This is a genomic window from Stomatohabitans albus (assembly GCF_036336025.1).
Taxonomy (GTDB): Bacteria; Actinomycetota; Nitriliruptoria; order Euzebyales; family Euzebyaceae; genus Stomatohabitans; species Stomatohabitans albus.
In genome coordinates, this window is sequence record NZ_JAYKKE010000001.1 from 997,517 (window position 1) to 1,016,247 (window position 18,731).

14 protein-coding genes and 1 pseudogene are annotated in these 18,731 nt (G+C 45.8%); 11 read left to right on the top strand and 4 right to left on the bottom strand.

What is annotated here, in order from left to right:
* The first annotated feature begins 244 nt into the window (after window positions 1–244).
* From VCU37_RS04565 to VCU37_RS04610, 10 genes and pseudogenes are all read left to right on the top strand, one after another.
* A complete protein-coding gene (locus tag VCU37_RS04565; protein WP_336249430.1) occupies window positions 245–1,798 on the top strand; it encodes an ATP-dependent nuclease in 1,554 nt (517 codons plus the stop codon).
* A 161-nt stretch (window positions 1,799–1,959) separates the two neighbouring features.
* Window positions 1,960–2,550 (top strand): annotated as a pseudogene (locus VCU37_RS04570) (nitroreductase family protein); the annotation flags it as partial.
* An 82-nt stretch (window positions 2,551–2,632) separates the two neighbouring features.
* A complete protein-coding gene (locus VCU37_RS04575) occupies window positions 2,633–3,196 on the top strand; it encodes a TMEM175 family protein (RefSeq protein WP_336249431.1) in 564 nt (187 codons plus the stop codon).
* Between the two features lie 116 nt (window positions 3,197–3,312).
* Complete coding sequence (locus VCU37_RS04580) at window positions 3,313–5,160, top strand: RNA-directed DNA polymerase (protein ID WP_336249432.1); 1,848 nt, start codon at window positions 3,313–3,315, stop codon at window positions 5,158–5,160.
* 534 nt (window positions 5,161–5,694) lie between these two features.
* Window positions 5,695–5,868, top strand: a complete 174-nt coding sequence (locus VCU37_RS04585) for a hypothetical protein (RefSeq protein WP_336249433.1) — start codon at window positions 5,695–5,697, stop codon at window positions 5,866–5,868.
* A gap of 360 nt (window positions 5,869–6,228) precedes the next feature.
* Window positions 6,229–6,933 (top strand): GTP pyrophosphokinase, encoded by a 705-nt coding sequence (locus VCU37_RS04590; RefSeq protein ID WP_336249434.1) that lies wholly within the window; start codon window positions 6,229–6,231, stop codon window positions 6,931–6,933.
* A 71-nt stretch (window positions 6,934–7,004) separates the two neighbouring features.
* Window positions 7,005–9,272, top strand: a complete 2,268-nt coding sequence (locus VCU37_RS04595) for an ATP-dependent helicase (RefSeq protein ID WP_336249435.1) — start codon at window positions 7,005–7,007, stop codon at window positions 9,270–9,272.
* A gap of 38 nt (window positions 9,273–9,310) precedes the next feature.
* On the top strand, window positions 9,311–10,486 hold the full coding sequence (locus tag VCU37_RS04600) for a hypothetical protein (RefSeq protein WP_336249436.1): 1,176 nt from the start codon (window positions 9,311–9,313) through the stop codon (window positions 10,484–10,486).
* A 246-nt stretch (window positions 10,487–10,732) separates the two neighbouring features.
* Window positions 10,733–11,719 carry a malate dehydrogenase gene (locus VCU37_RS04605; RefSeq protein ID WP_336249437.1) on the top strand — a complete coding sequence of 329 codons (987 nt, stop codon included), beginning with the start codon at window positions 10,733–10,735 and terminating at the stop codon, window positions 11,717–11,719.
* Between the two features lie 160 nt (window positions 11,720–11,879).
* The gene (locus VCU37_RS04610; protein WP_336249438.1) at window positions 11,880–13,046 is read left to right on the top strand and encodes a peptidylprolyl isomerase; all 1,167 of its coding nucleotides are present in this window, start codon (window positions 11,880–11,882) and stop codon (window positions 13,044–13,046) included.
* 198 nt (window positions 13,047–13,244) lie between these two features.
* On the opposite strand, the gene VCU37_RS04615 is transcribed toward VCU37_RS04610, so the two are convergent.
* The 4 genes from VCU37_RS04615 to ahcY form a co-directional block, all read right to left on the bottom strand.
* Window positions 13,245–13,613 (bottom strand): hypothetical protein, encoded by a 369-nt coding sequence (locus tag VCU37_RS04615; protein WP_336249439.1) that lies wholly within the window; start codon window positions 13,611–13,613, stop codon window positions 13,245–13,247.
* 114 nt (window positions 13,614–13,727) lie between these two features.
* Window positions 13,728–14,918 carry an AI-2E family transporter gene (locus VCU37_RS04620; RefSeq protein ID WP_336249440.1) on the bottom strand — a complete coding sequence of 397 codons (1,191 nt, stop codon included), beginning with the start codon at window positions 14,916–14,918 and terminating at the stop codon, window positions 13,728–13,730.
* 131 nt (window positions 14,919–15,049) lie between these two features.
* Window positions 15,050–16,219 (bottom strand): AI-2E family transporter, encoded by a 1,170-nt coding sequence (locus VCU37_RS04625; RefSeq protein ID WP_336249441.1) that lies wholly within the window; start codon window positions 16,217–16,219, stop codon window positions 15,050–15,052.
* A 267-nt stretch (window positions 16,220–16,486) separates the two neighbouring features.
* Entirely contained in the window at window positions 16,487–17,944 is a 1,458-nt protein-coding gene (gene ahcY, locus VCU37_RS04630; RefSeq protein WP_336249442.1) for an adenosylhomocysteinase, read from the bottom strand.
* 173 nt (window positions 17,945–18,117) lie between these two features.
* Between ahcY and purN the strand changes: the two genes are divergently transcribed.
* Window positions 18,118–18,729, top strand: a complete 612-nt coding sequence (purN, locus tag VCU37_RS04635) for a phosphoribosylglycinamide formyltransferase (protein WP_336249443.1) — start codon at window positions 18,118–18,120, stop codon at window positions 18,727–18,729.
* Window positions 18,730–18,731: the final 2 nt, after the last annotated feature.

Here is an 18,731-nt window from a genome sequence, read left to right on the forward strand (position 1 = left end):
TTTGTATATAAAAACGCTAGTCAGTCTTAATAGATTATGAATGAATATCTCGGAAAGACTAAAACGGACAAAAAGGAATCGGTAATCGGTACGATTAAGGAGCATCAGGTGGCTAAGGCTAGCGACTTTGTTTTATTGAAAAATATGTGGAACTATATGGAATGATTTTTAGACGCCAGTATAATCTTTATTAAAGATTTCCTCACTCTGGAGAATGATAAGGGTCTATAGATTAGGAGTGAATATGTATATATCAAAAATATGGCTTCATAACTTTAAGAGCTTTTCTGGTTCTCATGAGTTAGAATTATGTGACGGTATTAATTTTTTTGTAGGTAACAATAATTGTGGGAAAACAACAATATTTAAAGCCATTGAGTTCATCCAGTCGGGTAAAAATAAGTTAGATTATATCACGAAAGGAAAGGAAGATGAAAATGTGTGTGTTGAGATTGAATTCTCTGGTAAAGATATTAAAGATTTAGTAGACTCTGATCATTTAAATCTTTCAAAATATAGACAGTATATAACAGAGATAATAGGTTCTAATGATGAAGAGCCTATCTATAGTATCAGGGTGATGAGAAGTTCAGAAGAAACAAAATTAAAAAGCAAAAAAGGTGTATTGGATATAAAGAATGTTAGAGTCTATAATCCATCATCGAGAGAAAAGGAAAAAATTAAGCGGTATGAGAATCCAACTGGAATAGATAAAACTATTACTGCTCTATTTGATCCACAATACGTATATTCAGATTTAAAAAATGAAGACTATCAAGACTTTGGAAAAACAAAGATTGTTGGAAAGATGATTAATGATATTACGAGAGAATTTCAAAATGAACCTATTTGGCGAGGTTTTACGGAATCATATAGAGAGGCATTCGGAGAGAAAGGTTTATCGGGTATATTAAGTGGGTTAGAAAAAGAAGTGTCTGATATCCTAGCCGAGCAGTATGGTGAAGGTGAGGTGGAGTTTGATTTTGCCCCTCCTGAAATAGATATCTTACTAAAGACAGGAAATATCTTACTATCAGACAATGGTATTAAAACACCTGTATCTGATAAAGGTACGGGGATGCAGCGGGCTTTGGCATTAAGTTTAATACAGGTATATGCAAAAAAGACTAATAAGTTGACGAATGGGATTGGTAAGCCAATTATATTCTGTATCGATGAACCAGAAACATTTCTACATCCAAAAGCCCAAGATAGGCTGATGGAAGCTTTTATGCAATTATCTCATCGCTATCAAATATTTATAACTACTCATTCCCCCTATTTACTTAAGTATTACGATAAAAAATCTCATCAGATTACTATATTCTCTAAAGGTAATAATACAAGTCAAGTCAAGTCGCAAGATATGCTTGATCTGTTTAGTAGTTATTCTCCATCGTGGGGGGAAATTAATTATTTTGCATTTGATGTTCTGAGTGTTGAATTTCATAATGAATTATACGGTTATATGCATTATCATATCGCGGAAATTGATTCTAACTATAGTTCAATAACTAAGTTCGATAATTGGTTACGAGACCAGTCTGTTAAACTTTTAGATGCAAAAGAGGGGTATATGGATATTTGTAAGGATGATTGTATAGATTTAGACTATATTCGTGAGTCTAACGGAAAAATGAAGATTCAAAAGGTAACTCTACCTACTATTATTCGTAATATAATTCATCATCCTGAAAATAGAAATAATAATTTTTCTACCCAACAGTTAGATATATCGACTCGATTGCTAGTTGGTATTATAAAACAATTTATGAACACTGAAAAACAGTGTGATTGATTAATAGTCCATTTAATTCTAAAACACCTGCTATATTTATTATCGATACAAGAGCTGTGAGTAGTCTACATCAATATTTATTAACTATATTAGATATTGAAATCTTCATTTACGATACATGCATGAGTTTTAGTGCGTTAGGCAAGTAACGATTTCAAGACATCGCATTTAACAGCACATCGGTCAAGGTATTCGATGAAAACGTAAAGATCGAGCACGACGAGATGCTAGAAATGATTAATGAAGCGGTTAAAGCCCCATCGTCGGTGAATATGCAACCCTGGCGGTTCCTAGTGGTAGATAGTCCTAAAGGCAAGGACATTCTCCGACCGCTCATTCGCTTTAACACGCGCCAAAACGATACGTCGGCCGCAATGGTCGTGGTGTTTGGTGATATGCGTTGCTATGAGAATGCTGAGGACATTTTCTCTCGGGCCGTTGCGCAGGGCATGAAGCTAGAAGAGATTAAACAGCAGACGCTAGCGATGTTCTTGCCAGGGTATGAGCAAGCTCCCCGTGAAGTAATGAACGACATCGTGAAGATTGATTCCAGTCTTGCGGCAATGCAGTTCATGCTGGTGGCCCGTGCGCATGGCTATGACACGAACCCTATCGGTGGGTTTGAAACAGACCAGATTGCAGAAGCGCTGGGGTTGGATGCCGAACGCTATGTGCCGGTATTGATCGTGGCGATTGGTAAAGCCAACTATGACTCACACCCCACCGTACGTCTTGACGCAAAGGAAATCACACTTTGTATAACGCGTCCAGCCGCTATCTCGCCTCGGGTAGCGGCTTTATTTATAGTTCAATATAAAAACATGATGGAGCGTTATGAACAAAGCAAGGCTAGAAACATTAACTGACGGCATTATCGCAATTGTTGCCACCATCATGGTCTTAGAACTTAAGGTTCCAGACACCACTAGCCTGGATGGCCTTATCTCAGAAGTACCCATATTTGTCGCCTACATCAGTAGCTACATTCTGGTGTTTTTGATGTGGTTCATGCACCACAACCTCTTTATGAGCGCCAAGCACCTCACGATAAAGACCTACCTCTACAACGCGCTATGGCTGTTCTTTGTAACCCTCATCCCGTTTACAAATGCTTGGGTTGGCGAAGGGTTGGGCTCCTCAATTCATCCCATTGTCTATGACGTGAACGTTCTACTTGGCACGTTCGCTTACCAACTACTCAACCAGCAAATTGCGAAAGACAATCCCGACTCTGGACGAACAGCTAGCTATGGCCAGAAAGATCGCATATTCCTCTATATCGGTTGCGTGGCGAGCATTGCTGTCGCCGTATTCGTACCAATTGTTGCCATCTTCATGATGACCGTCATCCTCGTCCTCATGGCCTACCGAGTTCTCACCGTTGACATGCTGGGATGAAGAGTATTTGACAAATAGCAAAACATAATAGAGAATATTAGAGTCAATACTTTAAACTCATCTGTGCTAGATAGTAAAACTTATGGCTTGATTTGTTATATTATTAGGATAGATTTATGTATTATTTTGATGAATCTAAAGAAAATGACGACTTGGAGCGCGAAGAGGAGAAGCTTCGTAACTATAATATACAGCTTCTATTTGATGGCTATTGGTATTCTGAGCTGCCTCCTATAATAGATATAGTGGAAATGAAGGATAGGCTTACTTTTCTGATAGATAAAATAAATAAGAATAATGATTGGGGAATATACGACCTAGATAATGAAGATTTTATTAAAGGATTTAAGGCAATTAATTCTCCATCCTATATCTATAATGATGGCGTTGAGCCTATAATATTCTTTGAGTTTAAAAAGAATGGTTCATTTCGAGAAATGCAAATACCTAATCTACTTTATTATATTGCATTTGTGTATAATACAATGAATGTCTATTCTAGTTTGTTTCGTGAGCTATATGAAAATGATAAGTACAAAGGAATAGTAAGGCACTCAAATTCATATATATTATTCGCCGATGAGTTTTATGTGGATAGATCTTATTTTGCAGAGGATCTAATACATACTAGTTTCTTCGCCATTAAGAATAACAAGGGGACAAATCAACTTGCCCATGATGCTAATAATAACAGATATTTAGATATGCAAGGATCGAAATTATATAAGGTAAAATTAGATATAGAGTCATTCTATCCTAATATATATACACATCATCTAAGTGCATTGAAAGATGTATATCCATATAAAGAATTTAATGGTTGTGATCAATATTTCAAATTTCTAGATTATTATAATATGAAGATAAATAATAACCAAACAAAGGGAATAGCGTCGGGCGTGTTTTCATCTACGCTTTCTGCCGAATTGCTAATGGTAGTTATAGATTATTATATTGATAAATTAATTAGCGAATTGGATATTGAAGATATTCAAGAGCCATCTTATCTCTCTGAGGAAATAACCTATATTCGTTATGTAGACGATTTGACCTTTTTTTCAGATTCAATTGAGAAAATTCAATCTCTAATACCTGCAGTAGAAAGAATTTTGAATAAATATCGCTTACGAATAAATGCTAATAAGACGGAAAAAGTAGAAAGTGTGCGTGATTTTAATCGAGTTGATTTTATAGATTTAAAAAATAGATTTACATTCCTGGAAAAAGGAAGTAGTGAGGGGTGTCTTTTGGATAAGGATATGTTATTTAGCATTAAGAGACAAATTGGAGCTTATCTAGACAGTGATGAAATACCTACAGTAAAAAGTATAATAAGTTCAATCGAATCTGCTATTAATGATGGTAGGCTAGTGTTTTTTGATTCCGGAACAGTTGGGGAAGCATTTGATCCTGTTATAAATCATTTTATTCTGTATTTACTTCAATTGCTATGTAGTGAACCTGTTTTGGGTACTAGGTGCTATAGGCTAATTCTATCTACTTCAAAATATATACTAAATGCATTCGATAGTGGGAATGATATTGCGCTAGAATTGAATAGATATATCGCTCAAGTCTTAAAGTCTAAAGTAAGCTATATTAATAAATATTTTCATGATACATTAATTCAGCTATGGCATTATTATGTTCTAAGAGAAGTAGATCCTCGGTTTAATTTTAGTGAATTGGGAAAATATTTTGTTGATCTCGAAATTAATCCAATTTTAGCAGCTATTATGGTAGAATCAGGTAGAGAAAAGAACAGAAAAATATTTAATTATATAAAAGATAGGTATGTTGATTCAATAGAGGATTGTACCGAGGGCCAATGGAAGAATAGTATTATGTTTTCTAAGTGGTGGTTTCCGATTTTTATTATATATTTGAATGATGGATACAATTACTATGGGTATAATATGAGTATAAATTCTGTATATAAATATCTGAATAATGAGGGCTCGTAAAATAACTTTAGCTATACATAGAAGGAATCTCCACTGGCAAGATCTTTATTATCTCTGGTTAGGTTATGTAGATCTCACTGCCATACCAGGGGTTTTGCCGCATGTCAGGACATGTGGACAGCAGGAATTGGACATAGGTCCTGCTAGGGTTAGGGAAGGCCTAGGTACTAGGCGTAAAGCTAGCGATAGGAGTTAATCATGGAAGACAAAGGTTTCTTAGACCAGGCCATGGGCAAGGCCAAGGAAGTAGCCAGCGACGTATCTGACGCCGTCAGCGAGGTAGCCCAGAAGGCAAAGGATGCCCTCGACGGCAAGTAAGTTTCCTCAACACTGAGGTAGCTGAGAGCGATCACAATGTGGTCGCTCTTCTTGTATCCAAATATTTATAAGCCATGGCTGACTTCTCTAAAGATGGTATTTCAGGGCTGAAATAGCGGCCAGCATCCACCCGCCTGGAGTCCCCTTCCGCAAGCGTCAGTTTTACCAAGTACCGTATTGCTAACCAGCAAACAGTGGGCCAAGGGAGCGAATTATATGGATTCTCGAAAAATGGTTATTGGCGGTACCTGGATTGTCTTAGCCATTCTGTTTGCTGTTTATTACCAAGAACCACTCGCGACGCTCTTATTCTTGGCAGTTGGGGTTGCGTTCATCTATTCGAGTACAAAATCAACACCCAAAGAGACGGGTGCTGCAACTAAACACTGAGTAAACCCCTGACCTCTCCATTCCAGAAACCGAACGTACTCAAAGCCCAGCCAGCGCCAATCACATGACTTGCTCCAGATGTATGCGTTCTCGTGAGACGGTATGAGATCAACCCATCAAGAAAACTTGAACTAGTAAAGGATGCTCAACCTGCCCATTGACATCGCAAACGTCCTCGGAGTCAGCGTGTACGACCTGTTCATATTCGACTAGGCCGACATTTCCCACACGAGCCCGCACACCCCAGCCATCAACACTGGGAACAATTCACTGAGATGAAATCGCTCTCCTGCCCTCACCCAGTGGGGTACAGTTGATAGCGCCTGGCGGCCAGTTGGAGCAGCCCGTTAAGGAAAGACAATGAAAGACGAGACCGCGATTAACGAGCGTGTTGAACAACTATTCAAAGAGTTCATGTTCGATGAACAGGCCACTGAGTGGGTTCGTGATCGCACCAAAACGGTTGAGCGTATGTTGTCGCGCTACCAATGCGCTATCTATGAAATCGAGACGAAGTTCAACGTGCTCAACACAGAGTTTTCTCTCGATCACGACCGCAATCCGATCAACAGCATTCATTCTCGACTTAAAACCTTTGACAGTATCGTTGAGAAAATCCAGCGGCGTGGACTGCCCCAAACTTTTGAATCGATTGAAGAGAACCTGCACGACATCGCTGGGGTTCGGGTGGTCTGCACCTTTCCAGAGGATATTTACCACCTGCGGAACGCCCTCTTAAAACAGGACGATATCTACCTGATCGAAGAGAAGGATTACGTCAAAAACCCCAAGCCCAACGGATACCGCAGTTTGCACCTCATCGTGAAAGTGCCCGTCTTTTTGGCTGCCGAAAAGCACCTGATGAAGGTTGAGATTCAGATGCGCACCATTGCGATGAACTTTTGGGCCAGCCTTGAACACCAGATTCGGTACAAGAAAGACATCGAATTCACCGAAGAAATGGCAAATGAGCTCAAAGAATGTGCGGAACTCTCCGCCACCCTTGACAAGCGCATGGACACGTTGCGTAAAGCGACCATTGAGCGAACCGCCCCCTCCATCTAATGCGGTAGAACAAACCTGGCCACTGCTTTCAGATACTCGAACGCAGGTTCGATTTGCGCTAGGCTCTGAGCATGCCCGACCACACCGAACCCGACACATCGCTCCCTGATCTGAACGACCAAATAGACACGCTGAATGAGGCTCAGCGTCAGGCCGTCCTATTCGGATTAGGGCCACTCATGGTGGTGGCCGGTGCCGGATCAGGCAAAACACGGGTGCTCACCCACCGCATCGCCCGCCTCATTGCTGACGGGGCCCACCCGCAATCCATCTTGGCCATCACGTTTACCAACAAAGCCGCCCAAGAAATGAAAGACCGGGTGGGCCGCCTGGTTGGTGACAATCTGGTTGGTATCACCCGTGACACCGCAGGTGTGATCCAAACCCAACGCTGGGGCGGGATGTGGGTCCAAACCTTCCACGCTGCCTGTGCCCGTATCTTGCGAAAAGAAGCACACCGGCTGGGATACAACAAACAGTTCACGATTCATGACACGGGCGACACCCGTCAGATGATTAAACGGTGCGCCGAAGCCAACCAAGTAGACACCAAACGTCAAACCCCGCGCATGTTGGCGCAGATGATTAGCGCAGCCAAAAACGAGCTCATTGACTACGAAACCTATGGTGAACAAGCCCAGAGCCTGCAAGAAAAAATAGCTGCAGACGTCTACCGCACCTATGAAGAACGCATGGTGTTAGCCAACGCCATGGACTTTGACGATTTGCTCTATAAAACCGTCAACATTTTTGAACTTTTCGACGATGTTCGTGACTACTACCGCGAACAGTTCCAGCACATCTTGGTAGACGAATGGCAAGACACCAACCTTGCCCAATACGAACTGATTAAACTCCTCGGCGCCCCAGACGGCAACGTATGCGTGGTGGGCGATACGGACCAGTCCATCTATGGGTTCCGTGGGGCTGACATCCGAAACATGTTGAACTTCGAAAAGGATTTTCCGTCAGTCACCACCATTGTGTTAGACCGGAATTACCGCTCAACCCAACGCATCCTTGACGCTGCCAACGCAGTTATTTCCAATAACAAAGACCGGCTTGAAAAGAACTTATGGACCGACGTCGGTGACGGCGCAAAGATCGTCGTTCATCACGCCGAAGATGATGGGGGAGAAGCACGCTACATCGTTGACCAGGTCAACCAACTCACCAGCACCGGCAATTACAAACGCGCTGACTGCGTGGTGCTCTACCGGACCAACGCCCAAAGCCGATCCCTTGAAGAAGCCTTGCTCGGTGACGGCCAGGCCTATCAAATCCTTGGCGCCACACGCTTTTATGACCGTGCCGAAGTGAAAGACACGGTGGCCTACCTCACGCTGATCGTGAACCCCGCCAACGACGTGGCAGTTGAACGAGTAATCAACACCCCGCGGCGTGGCATTGGTGACAAAACGGTTGAACTCCTTGCCAATTACGCCGCCCAACACCAGATGCCCCTTTTAGAGGCCTGCCGGCACGTTGACCAGGTGAATGGGCTGGGCGCACGGGCCGTGGCTGCCGTCAAGGCCTTTCTTTCTACCATTGACGACCTTCAAACCCTGCTTGGCCAGCCAGACCTGGAATTAGCGTCCCTCGTTAATGAGGTCATCACCATCAGTGGTATCCGAGAGTTCTATGTGGAACAAGACACCCCCGAAGCACTCGCCAAACTCGAAAACCTGAACGAACTCGTCCAAGGGGCAGAAGATTTTGCCACCCACGACATCGATATCGACGACGACACAAACGGCCTTGCCGCCTACCTCGAACGGGTCAGCCTTTTAGGCGAACAAGACCACCTCGGTGACGCCAGTGAACGCATCACGCTGATGACCATTCACAACGCCAAGGGCTTGGAATATCCGGTGGTTTTTGTTGCCGGTCTCGAAGAAGGCATCTTCCCCCACGAAATGAGTTTGGGTACCCCCGAAGGCCTCCAAGAAGAACGCCGCCTCGCCTATGTGGCGATCACGCGAGCAGAGCAGCGCCTGTTCCTTACCCGCGCAAAACAGCGCACGCTATATGGGCGCGCCACCCTCAACACCCCCAGCCGATTCCTACGAGAAGTGCCCGACAACCTGGTTGATGGATCCACAACCGTGGGACGACCGAAACAAATCAAGAACCGTCTTGCTGCCGCACGCAAACGGGTAGCTGAAACCCCCACCTTTGTAGTTGGTGAGATCGTCACCCACGCCCACTTTGGCCGTGGTGTAGTCCTTGACTTGCCCGACGGTAAACAGGACGAAATTATCGTCAAGTTCGACAAGGCAGGCAAAAAACGCCTCTCCTTAGCGCTTGCGAACCTCACCGCCGCTGAATATGGTAATTAAAGTCCTCATCGTCACAGTTAATTTGTGGAGGAATTCTTATGCGTAAGATAGTAGTTGTATTATTGCTATTATGGATTGTGCTAGTATCTGGTGTTATTCTGAATGGATGTGGGATTGCAAATAAAGGGGTGAATATTTCTGGGAAATTTAAGACTCTCGATCTTGATGGATTTAGGGGAAAGACGGATCTACTAGTAGATACTATTCGTATGAGAAAAGAAAGTTATTTCCATATACTATCTCCTGTAGCTATTTTTGTTGATCAAGATGATGCTATATTCAAGAATTATTCAGAACTAGAGTCTGATTGGGAAGGTTCGAAGCTGGATATTAAATATTCACCAAAGTCGGGTGGTAGTGACGGCTGGCTGGAACTTGATCATATTTCATTTTTAGGATGTCTGAGTTCTAGGGATGGTACCTTAACGACATATGGCCAGGATTTGGATAATATAAATGATGGTTTCCAAATTAAAACAAAAAATACTGATTTTAATGGGAAAATTAGTATAAAAGGAGATCAGAATAATTCTGAGACTGGTTATCATTCCATATTCTATAGCATGGAAGCAGAGGGTTTCGCTTCTTTTGATGTGTATATGAGTTGTCCGAATGTTGACGATACTGCGATTATTGAAATCGAACCTGATAATAATTTTGAGTTCAGGATTGATGGCAGGGCCATAGATATATATGCTAAACCTAGTCTTAGATATAAAATTGCAATAAAGTACGCTAATAATGCGAGGGATGTAGGTGGTGGGGCTGATATACACAGACTACAGACAGGAGGATTTTCTGGCTCAATAAATTCTAGAAATGGAGGAGAGATTGTGGGCAGTGCTGATAGGATTGAAGGCAAATCAGCTTCCGATTCTTTATTCTCTCTTAGGTCTATTATGGGTGATATTGAAGAGAGTTTTATACATTCAGATATAGATATTAAGAGTATAGATAAAAATCTAGTATCAATCCATACCAAGGTTTCAGGAAATGATATTGAGGCGCCTGTTGAGGCATCTATTGAAGGTAGGATAGAGAGTTTTGAGGTCGACTCTTTTGATGTCTCTAATCCAATTATTAGAAAATGGAGGTCGTTTCTTGCTGGGGGATGGGTTGAATTTTTTTCACAGGTTATTGGGACAATTATCATTTCAGTGATAACTAGCATAATAACTAGTAAAAGAACTGCTAGCAAAATAAATAATGTTTAGTTTAAATTAAGATTGTTGTTATGGAATATATTAAAGGGGTTTTATGGCAAAGTAGTATATAATACAATCAGAGGAGTTTGCGTTAGTAGATGTTAAAAGGTCGATATTCACCCAATCAGTGGGCCATTGAAAGGTGGGACTTCTTGACCGCCCTATGACTTGGTCCTAGCCAGCCAGCGGGCTTAGGCTACAACACATCAGGCGAATGCCTTACAACACAATGAACTACCTCACAAGGGAGTGAGCATGAAAGAACCTATCCGCGTTGCAATTACCGGCGCTGCCGGCCAGATCGGCTATGCCCTGTGCTTCCGCGTCGCGTCGGGCCAAGCCTTTGGCGACGACCAGCCCGTCATTTTGCATCTGCTTGAAATCCCACAGGTTTTGGAGAAGGTCAAGGGCGTCATCATGGAGCTCGAAGACTGTGCCTTCCCATTGCTTGCTGGTGTCGAGGCTTTTGATGATCCCAATGCGGCATTCAAGGACATTGACGCTGCCTTCCTGGTTGGCTCTCGCCCACGTGGCCCCGGCATGGAGCGTGCCGACTTGTTGGAAGCAAATGCCCAAATCTTTAGTGTTCAGGGCAAGGCCCTCAACGACAATGCGAAGCCAACAGTCAAGGTGCTCGTTGTTGGCAACCCGGCTAACACGAATGCCCTTATCGCATGCAACCACGCCCCAGCTATTCCCGATGAACAGTTCCATGCGATGACCCGTCTTGACCACAACCGTGCGATGGCTCAGGTTGCTCAAAAGCTTGGCAAGACCGTTAACGACGTTAAGAACATGACTATTTGGGGTAACCACTCCTCAACTCAGTTCCCTGACTTGTTCCACTGTGAAGTGGATGGCAAGAACGCTTTTGAAGCTATTGGCGACCAGGACTGGTACGAAAATACCTTCATTCCCACCGTTCAAAAGCGCGGTGCCGCCATCATCGATGCTCGTGGGGCATCCTCTGCCGCATCCGCCGCAAACGGTGCGATTGACCACATGTACACCTGGTGGCTTGGTACCCCAGAAGATTCTTGGACCTCCATGTCGGTCATTTCAGATGGCTCCTACGGTATCCCCGAAGGACTCTTCTATTCCTTCCCAATCCGTGTGAAGAATGGCAAAGCTGAAATCGTACAGGGCCTTGAAATCAATGATTTCTGCCGTTCAAAGATGGACGCAACCGCACAAGAACTTGCCGAAGAACGTGATACCGTTCGTGAATTAGGCATGATCTAATCCGTCAGACCTGACACCAATAACCTGACGCCAATAAACCGCCGAGCATGCTGTTCGGCGGTTTATCGTTGGTTATCAACAACGTCTCGTCATGGCGTTTATAGGGTAAAGAGGACAGATAGCACAAGGTAAATATGGCGCTGACAGGTACATTGCCGTCATGACCGATTCTTCATCAGCGGACACCAAACGCCCTTCGGGCACAATGCAACGCATGAGTAACGCGAAGGTACTTGTGGTTGGCCTCCTTATTGTGTCGATGGCAACTGCCGGACTTGCTTTTGTACCGGGGTTATTTTCTAGTTCCCCAGAGCAGCTCAACGAACAAGCCCAAGCTGACAGTTTTGTTCCAACGCCCGTTGGTGAGGACGAAACGGTTTGGACCGCAAACGGTGCGTCTCATACACGAAAAGCTGTTCAAGACATGTTGAAACCTTTTGCGACGCAACGCTTACTTGACGCGCTCGCCGACCCCGGCACAGCTGACCCTTCTCTGGCCACAAATCTGTCTGCAACACTTAGTTCAGTTATCAGTGCTGACTTGATTGCCCAAGCCGTAGCCGAGGCCCAAGTTGGGGTAACCGATGAGGAATTACGAACAAAACTTGATGAGTTTATCAGTGAGAACTTTAAGGATGATGCCACCTATCAAGCGGCGTTAGCACAGTTTGATTTAACTGAGGCGGGCATGTTACAGCAGCTGCGATTCCCGATGGAAGCTGAACGGCTCACTGATGCGCGGTATCCCATTGATGATGCGGTTGTTCAAGAACAACTCAAACCGCTCTATGACGAGAAATACAAGTCTGGGAAAATTATTCGTCATATGCAGTTCCCCACAGTCGAAGAAGCCGATGCCGCAATGAAACGCCTGGTAGACGGTGAGGATTTTGCCACGGTGGCCCAAGAACTCTCGAAAGACCCATTTACCGCCAAGAAAGGTGGGCTGATCGGGCCTTACCAACAGGGAATGATTGATAAAGCCTTTGATGACGCGGTAACTGGTACTGATGTAGGCAAACTCGGCGGCCCGTTTCAAGGCTCCGATGGGTGGCACATCATCAAGGTTGAGGCAGTGCCCACATTTGAACAGGCTCACGATGAGCTCGTTGACCAGGCCCGAAAAGCCATCCAAGCCCAAAACTGGATCACGTTATCCGAAGAAATTGAACACGACGCCGGTATCGACCTCGATACACGGTTTGGACGGTGGAAAGGCATGGCATTTGGTGGTATCACACCGGCATTTGAAGTTCGGCTTCAACAAAACCAAGGTCAAGCACGCCAACAGGCCGCACCGTCAGAACGTGCAGCCGGTTCGTCGTAGGTGTTGAATCTCACAGGCACAGCCTACGATTGGGCACATAATGATTCCCAACCATAGGCTGTTGGATAACCAGCAGGCATGTTTCCAATGAATGAACAGGTTATGCGGCATTTGCAGTCATGTATCTACGTGACCATAGGTAGCGCCGTGATCATGGGAACGTGTCTTGCTGGCACCTGTATTGAAGTGATAACCAAATCAATCTGATGAATGCACCTCATGTGCTGCCGGTAGTTCGCGTCTAGTTGATTGATCCGGCCACCCTTCACCAGAAAGACGACTGACGTACGCCTTGCCAGTGGTTGAATCAAACTCGATTGCTGTACCGGGAGTATTGAGTGAACCCACATGGTCGTCGCTGATGGTCCAAGTACTATTTTCGAGAATTACTTCTGAGTCAATAACTTGGAGAACATCATCGGGAATGGTGGATTTGCCTACGACAACGGGGGGTGTTGTGTCGCTCGGGGTTGTCGAAGGATGAGGATTCTGGTTGCCGAATAATGACAGCGGAATCAAGCCCGCAACAACCGTAATGACAAATGCAGGAATTAGATGAATGTGCATCTTTTCACCTCCTTATGCACCTCGATGAGTCGGATAAGGACACCATAGGTACATAAGAAGTGAACATTCAGGTAATAGTTTTAGAACGTAACTATCGTTTAAACCTATTACCTGCTATTTAATATCCGATTGCGGTTCAGGTAAGTCGTTGTCGTTGTTACTTGACGTTACGCCCTCAAGAGTGATGTCTTCACCGAGTTCAGGGAAGGGGTCTTGGCCGATGTAATAGCGCATCACCGTGTTAATGAGTGCGACGACCGGAACTGCAAAAACCATGCCGATGAGCCCAAAGACACTGGACCCAACCGTGATCGCTATCAACACGGCGAGTGGGTGAATATTAACGGCATTCCCCAACAACAATGGCTGTAAAACATTGGCATCGATCTGCTGTGTCGCAAACACAATGATGGCCAAAAGAACCGCAGTGCTGACGCCTTTCCCTGCAAGGGCAACCAAAATCACTACAAGGCCGGTGATAACAGGGCCAACAAGGGGAATGAAGACCCCTAAGAAAATCAAGATGACAATTGGAATGAGTAGTGGAACCCCGAGGAAGAACGAGGCTAGCCCGATGATCGTGGCGTCAAAACAAGCTACGAGGAGCATCGTACGTACATATGATCCCAACGACTTTGCTCCACGGCGGAACGCCTGGTAGGTCGGTTCCTCTGCAAATTTAGGTAGCAATTTGACGACCCAGCGCCAAATCTTTTTTCCATCTGCCAAGAAATAAATGAGGCCAAGGATAAGCAGCAACGTGCTTGTACCCATTGCGGCAACGTTAGACCCAAGCGCAACGGCATTGTTCGTTATGGATTGCCAATTCGACTGAATCCACTCTGTTGCTTTCATTTGAATTTCGCCAAGGAAATCACTATTGATATTGAGTGGGGTATTTTTCAACCATTCAGATAGGACTTGAATGGATTGGTCAACAAACCCACTCAGGTTTTGCGCTGACCCAATTAGCTCGGTGATTGCGATGGAGACAGCAGTCAAGGCGATACCAAAAAAGGCAATAACAACAACAATCGCTGAGATGCCCCGAGGCAGTTTAGGGATCCACCGTTGAATGAGATCAACGACAGGATTCAGCAGCATCGAGAGCAACACCGCCAGCGCCAACGGGATGATGACTAACGTAATTTTGCTCGCTACTGCACCAAGGAGTTGTAACGCGTTTAAGGCCAGAATGATGACAAAACACCACAAGGCAGTAAAAAGCGCGGGTCCTGGCACAATTCTGAGAATTGTTCGTAGCAGGCGTTCTGAATGCTGAGTACTCGCTGAAGGTGCCGCCATGACTGACCTTTCTTTGGGTTGATTATGTGCCACTCAAATGCATGGCCTAAGGAGGTAAGAATAAACCAGGCCGAGAAGAGTGGCCTGGTTTATGAGGTGTATCGCTTGAGCAGGATAAAAAGACCGTGCGGTTATGCGTTTGTTATTGGTGCGTTTAACGTTTTGGTGCGGTCTTCAGCCAATTCTGGGAAGGGGTCGTCACCCAAGTAATACCGCATGACAGAGTTCACTAGTGCAGCAATTGGAACTGCAAATAGTGCCCCTGCGATACCGAATTGAGCCGTTGCAAAGGTGATAACCAGTAGCACGGCTAGTGGGTGGATGCTTACCGCACTGCCCAATAGCAACGGCTGCAGAATGTTACCTTCGAGTTGTTGGGTGGCCAGCACGACTGCCACCATGATCAATGCCCCTGTGACACCCTTCACTGCGAGCGCGATAAGGACTGCGATCATACCGGTTAAGGTTGCGCCGAGGATGGGGATGAAGGCACCGATAAAAACCAAAATGGTGATGGGGACGACCAGCGGAAGGCCGAGGAAGAACGCGCCAAGGCCGATGAAAAAGGCGTCGAAGGCTGCCACTAAGAGCAGCGATTGCACATAGGAACTCAGCGTTTTTGCGCCACGACGGAACGCTTGGTAGGTCGGTTCCTCAGCTTGTTTCGGTAGGAGGCGAACTACCCAGCGCCAGATACGTTTGCCATCGGCAAGGAAAAACAGCAGGCCAATAATGACAAGGAGTGTTCCGGCAACCATCGTGGCGACGTTTGACCCGATAGCCACAACGTTATTGGACAGACCGCGCCAATTTGATTGAAGCCAAGAGCTTGCTTCTTTTTGGAATTGGGGGAGAAGGTCGCTATTGATCTCGATGGGCAACTGGTCTGTCCATTCATAAATAATCTGGGTCGACTGATCTAAGAATGATCGGAAATGCTGACCTGATTCGATCAACTCACCACCAGCAAAATAAAACACCCAGACGGTGGCACCAATAAATCCAATCACCACAATAAGGGCATGCACCATACGCGGAATCTTTGGTAGGTGAGTATCCAGCCAGTCCACCAAGGGGTACAGCAGCATCGCCAACAAAATGGCAATACCCATGGGGATCAGGATAAGTTGTGTTTCGCCGAGCATCTCACCAATAAGGCGGGCTGCATAGACAATGATGATGGTGGCAAGGCCCCAGGCTGTTGTGGCAATAACCGGTGCAGGTACAGAACTCACTAGCGTTGCGTAAATCGTTTCGCTGGGTTTCACCGGAGAACCATTCTGGCCAGATGTCGCTTCCATTCGGCCATGTTGACACAGACGCCGAATGACGACATATACCCGGTAGGGGAAGCTCCCGTATTTGAGCGATAAAAATGCCTATACAACAGGCATTTACGATGAGGAAATAATCAGTGCCCCATAGCAAGTCACTACAAGGGGTGATGAAAAAACTTCAGGTTGTATAGGTGTTTGGTCGGCACCTAAACGGTTGAATATGCAATACAACGATTGGTCATCAAGCTAATGGCTGCCCTGACCCAGCCAGGGCAGCCACGGAATACCTGATTAGTAGCGGTAACTATCTGGCTTATACGGGCCATCTACCGTGACCCCGATGTAGTCAGCCTGTTCTTGGGTCAAGGTTGTTAACTTGGCACCCAAGGCATCGAGGTGTAACCGTGCAACCTTTTCATCCAAAATCTTTGGAAGGACGTACACACCAACGGGGTACTGGTCTGGTTTGGTGAATAATTCAATCTGAGCCAACGTTTGATTGGCGAAGGAATTACTCATCACAAAGCTTGGGTGTCCGGTGGCATTCCCTAAGTTCATGAGGCGACCACGGCTTAACAAGATAATTGAGTGGCCATCAGGGAACTTCACTTCATCAACTTGTGGCTTTACTTCAACAAACTCAATGTCAGGATCATGCTCTAATGCCGCAACCTGAATCTCGTTATCAAAGTGGCCAATATTGGACACAATCGCCAGGTGCTTCATCGCTTTCATGTGTTCAAGACGAATGATGTCTTTATTGCCGGTGGTGGTCACAAATAGATCAACCTCACCTACCACATCTTCAATCTGGCGAACGGGGAAGCCATCCATAGCGGCTTGGAGTGCACAAATCGGATCAACTTCGGTGACCATCACATGCGCACCCTGACCGCGCAGACTTTCGGCACACCCCTTGCCTACATCGCCATAGCCGCAGACCAGCGCGGTTTTGCCACCGATGAGCACATCAGTTGCACGGTTGAAGCCATCGATGAGTGAGTGGCGGCAACCGTATTTATTGTCGAACTTGGACTTCGTTACCGCGTCATTCACATTCATCGCAGGAAAGAGCAGTTCACCACGTTCGGCAAGGTGAATGAGTCGGTGCACACCGGTGGTCGTTTCCTCGGTGACACCCTTGATGCCCTTGGCGAGACGAGTGAAATACATATTGTCTTTGGCGAATTGATCGCGTAGCGCCTGGAGGACAACCTTGTATTCATCGCTGTCATCAGGGCGGTCATCGCGCACGCCGCCAGCGTGTTCAAAGGATGCGCCGTCATGCACAAGCATGGTGGCATCGCCGCCGTCATCGAGAATCATGTTGATGGGGTGTTCTTCACCGAAATCCAGCATGCGTTGAGTAGCCCACCAGTACTCTTCGAGTGTTTCACCTTTCCAGGCAAAAACGGGTACACCGCGAGGTTCTTCAGGGGTCCCGTTGGGGCCAACGGCTATCGCAGCAGCGGCGTGATCTTGGGTGGAATAGATATTGCATGAACACCAGCGCACATCGGCACCGAGATCGACAAGGGTTTCAATGAGCACTGCCGTTTGGATAGTCATGTGCAGACTGCCCCCGATACGTGCGCCCTTTAACGGCTGTGACGCACGAAACTCGTCACGAATCGCCATCAGGCCAGGCATTTCATTTTCAGCCAGCGTAATTTCATGGCGGCCCCACGCAGCCAAACTCAAGTCGGCAACCTTGAAATCATCAGGCCCTAACACACGGTCAGTAGACATTTCTGCTCCTTTGCATCAACAGGGACTGTCAAGCCTACTCCTGTGACTGGCCAGCTTTTAAAAGTTCCATCTCCGACCAGGCATGACTGTATCTGACTGCCCGAGGCATCAACGTTGGCAGCATCATGTTCTACTGCGTGCATCGTATCGGTGAAAGGATTTACCCTTTGGACATGGATAGACAAGTGCGTATCGTGTGTTTGGCGAGCGGGTCAGGAACAAATTTCCAAGCGCTACTTGACGCTGACCTTACTCCTGGACAAATCATTGGTCTGGTTAGCGACAACCCCAACGCCAAGGCGCTTAAAAGAGCGCAGGACGCGAATGTCCCCACACGCGTAGTACCCATGGGTGAGTTTGCGACGCGAGACGCATGGAATGAGGGATTAATTGAAACGGTCGAAGAGCTTAATCCGGACCTTGTTGTGCTTGCCGGCTTTATGCGTATCTTGGCTCCCGCCTTTGTTTCCCGATTCATCACGATAAATATCCATCCGGCATTACTGCCGTCGTTCCCCGGGGCGCATGGAGCTCGTGACGCCCTGGCGTATGGGGTCAAAATGACCGGCTGTACCGTGCATCTTGTTGATGCTGGGGTCGATACGGGGCCAATTATTGAACAAGCTGCAGTACCCGTGCTTTCCGACGATACCCCGTCAACGTTGCAGGCAAGGATTCAGCAAGAAGAACACCGTCTTTACCCAACAGTGATTAAAGATTGGTGTAATGGGGCATATGCCATCACAACGGATAGCGGTCGAAGCCGAGTAATTCGCCTAATCTGAGC

Coding starts and splice junctions, on each gene's coding strand:
- purN (WP_336249443.1), top strand. CDS start 18,118: ATGGATAGACAAGTGCGTATCGTGTGTTTGGCGAGCGGGTCAGGAACA.
- VCU37_RS04600 (WP_336249436.1), top strand. CDS start 9,311: ATGCGTAAGATAGTAGTTGTATTATTGCTATTATGGATTGTGCTAGTA.
- VCU37_RS04565 (WP_336249430.1), top strand. CDS start 245: ATGTATATATCAAAAATATGGCTTCATAACTTTAAGAGCTTTTCTGGT.
- VCU37_RS04585 (WP_336249433.1), top strand. CDS start 5,695: ATGGATTCTCGAAAAATGGTTATTGGCGGTACCTGGATTGTCTTAGCC.
- VCU37_RS04580 (WP_336249432.1), top strand. CDS start 3,313: ATGTATTATTTTGATGAATCTAAAGAAAATGACGACTTGGAGCGCGAA.
- VCU37_RS04605 (WP_336249437.1), top strand. CDS start 10,733: ATGAAAGAACCTATCCGCGTTGCAATTACCGGCGCTGCCGGCCAGATC.
- VCU37_RS04620 (WP_336249440.1), bottom strand. CDS start 14,918: ATGGCGGCACCTTCAGCGAGTACTCAGCATTCAGAACGCCTGCTACGA.
- VCU37_RS04625 (WP_336249441.1), bottom strand. CDS start 16,219: ATGGAAGCGACATCTGGCCAGAATGGTTCTCCGGTGAAACCCAGCGAA.
- VCU37_RS04590 (WP_336249434.1), top strand. CDS start 6,229: ATGAAAGACGAGACCGCGATTAACGAGCGTGTTGAACAACTATTCAAA.
- VCU37_RS04575 (WP_336249431.1), top strand. CDS start 2,633: ATGAACAAAGCAAGGCTAGAAACATTAACTGACGGCATTATCGCAATT.
- VCU37_RS04610 (WP_336249438.1), top strand. CDS start 11,880: ATGACCGATTCTTCATCAGCGGACACCAAACGCCCTTCGGGCACAATG.
- VCU37_RS04595 (WP_336249435.1), top strand. CDS start 7,005: ATGCCCGACCACACCGAACCCGACACATCGCTCCCTGATCTGAACGAC.
- VCU37_RS04615 (WP_336249439.1), bottom strand. CDS start 13,613: ATGCACATTCATCTAATTCCTGCATTTGTCATTACGGTTGTTGCGGGC.
- ahcY (WP_336249442.1), bottom strand. CDS start 17,944: ATGTCTACTGACCGTGTGTTAGGGCCTGATGATTTCAAGGTTGCCGAC.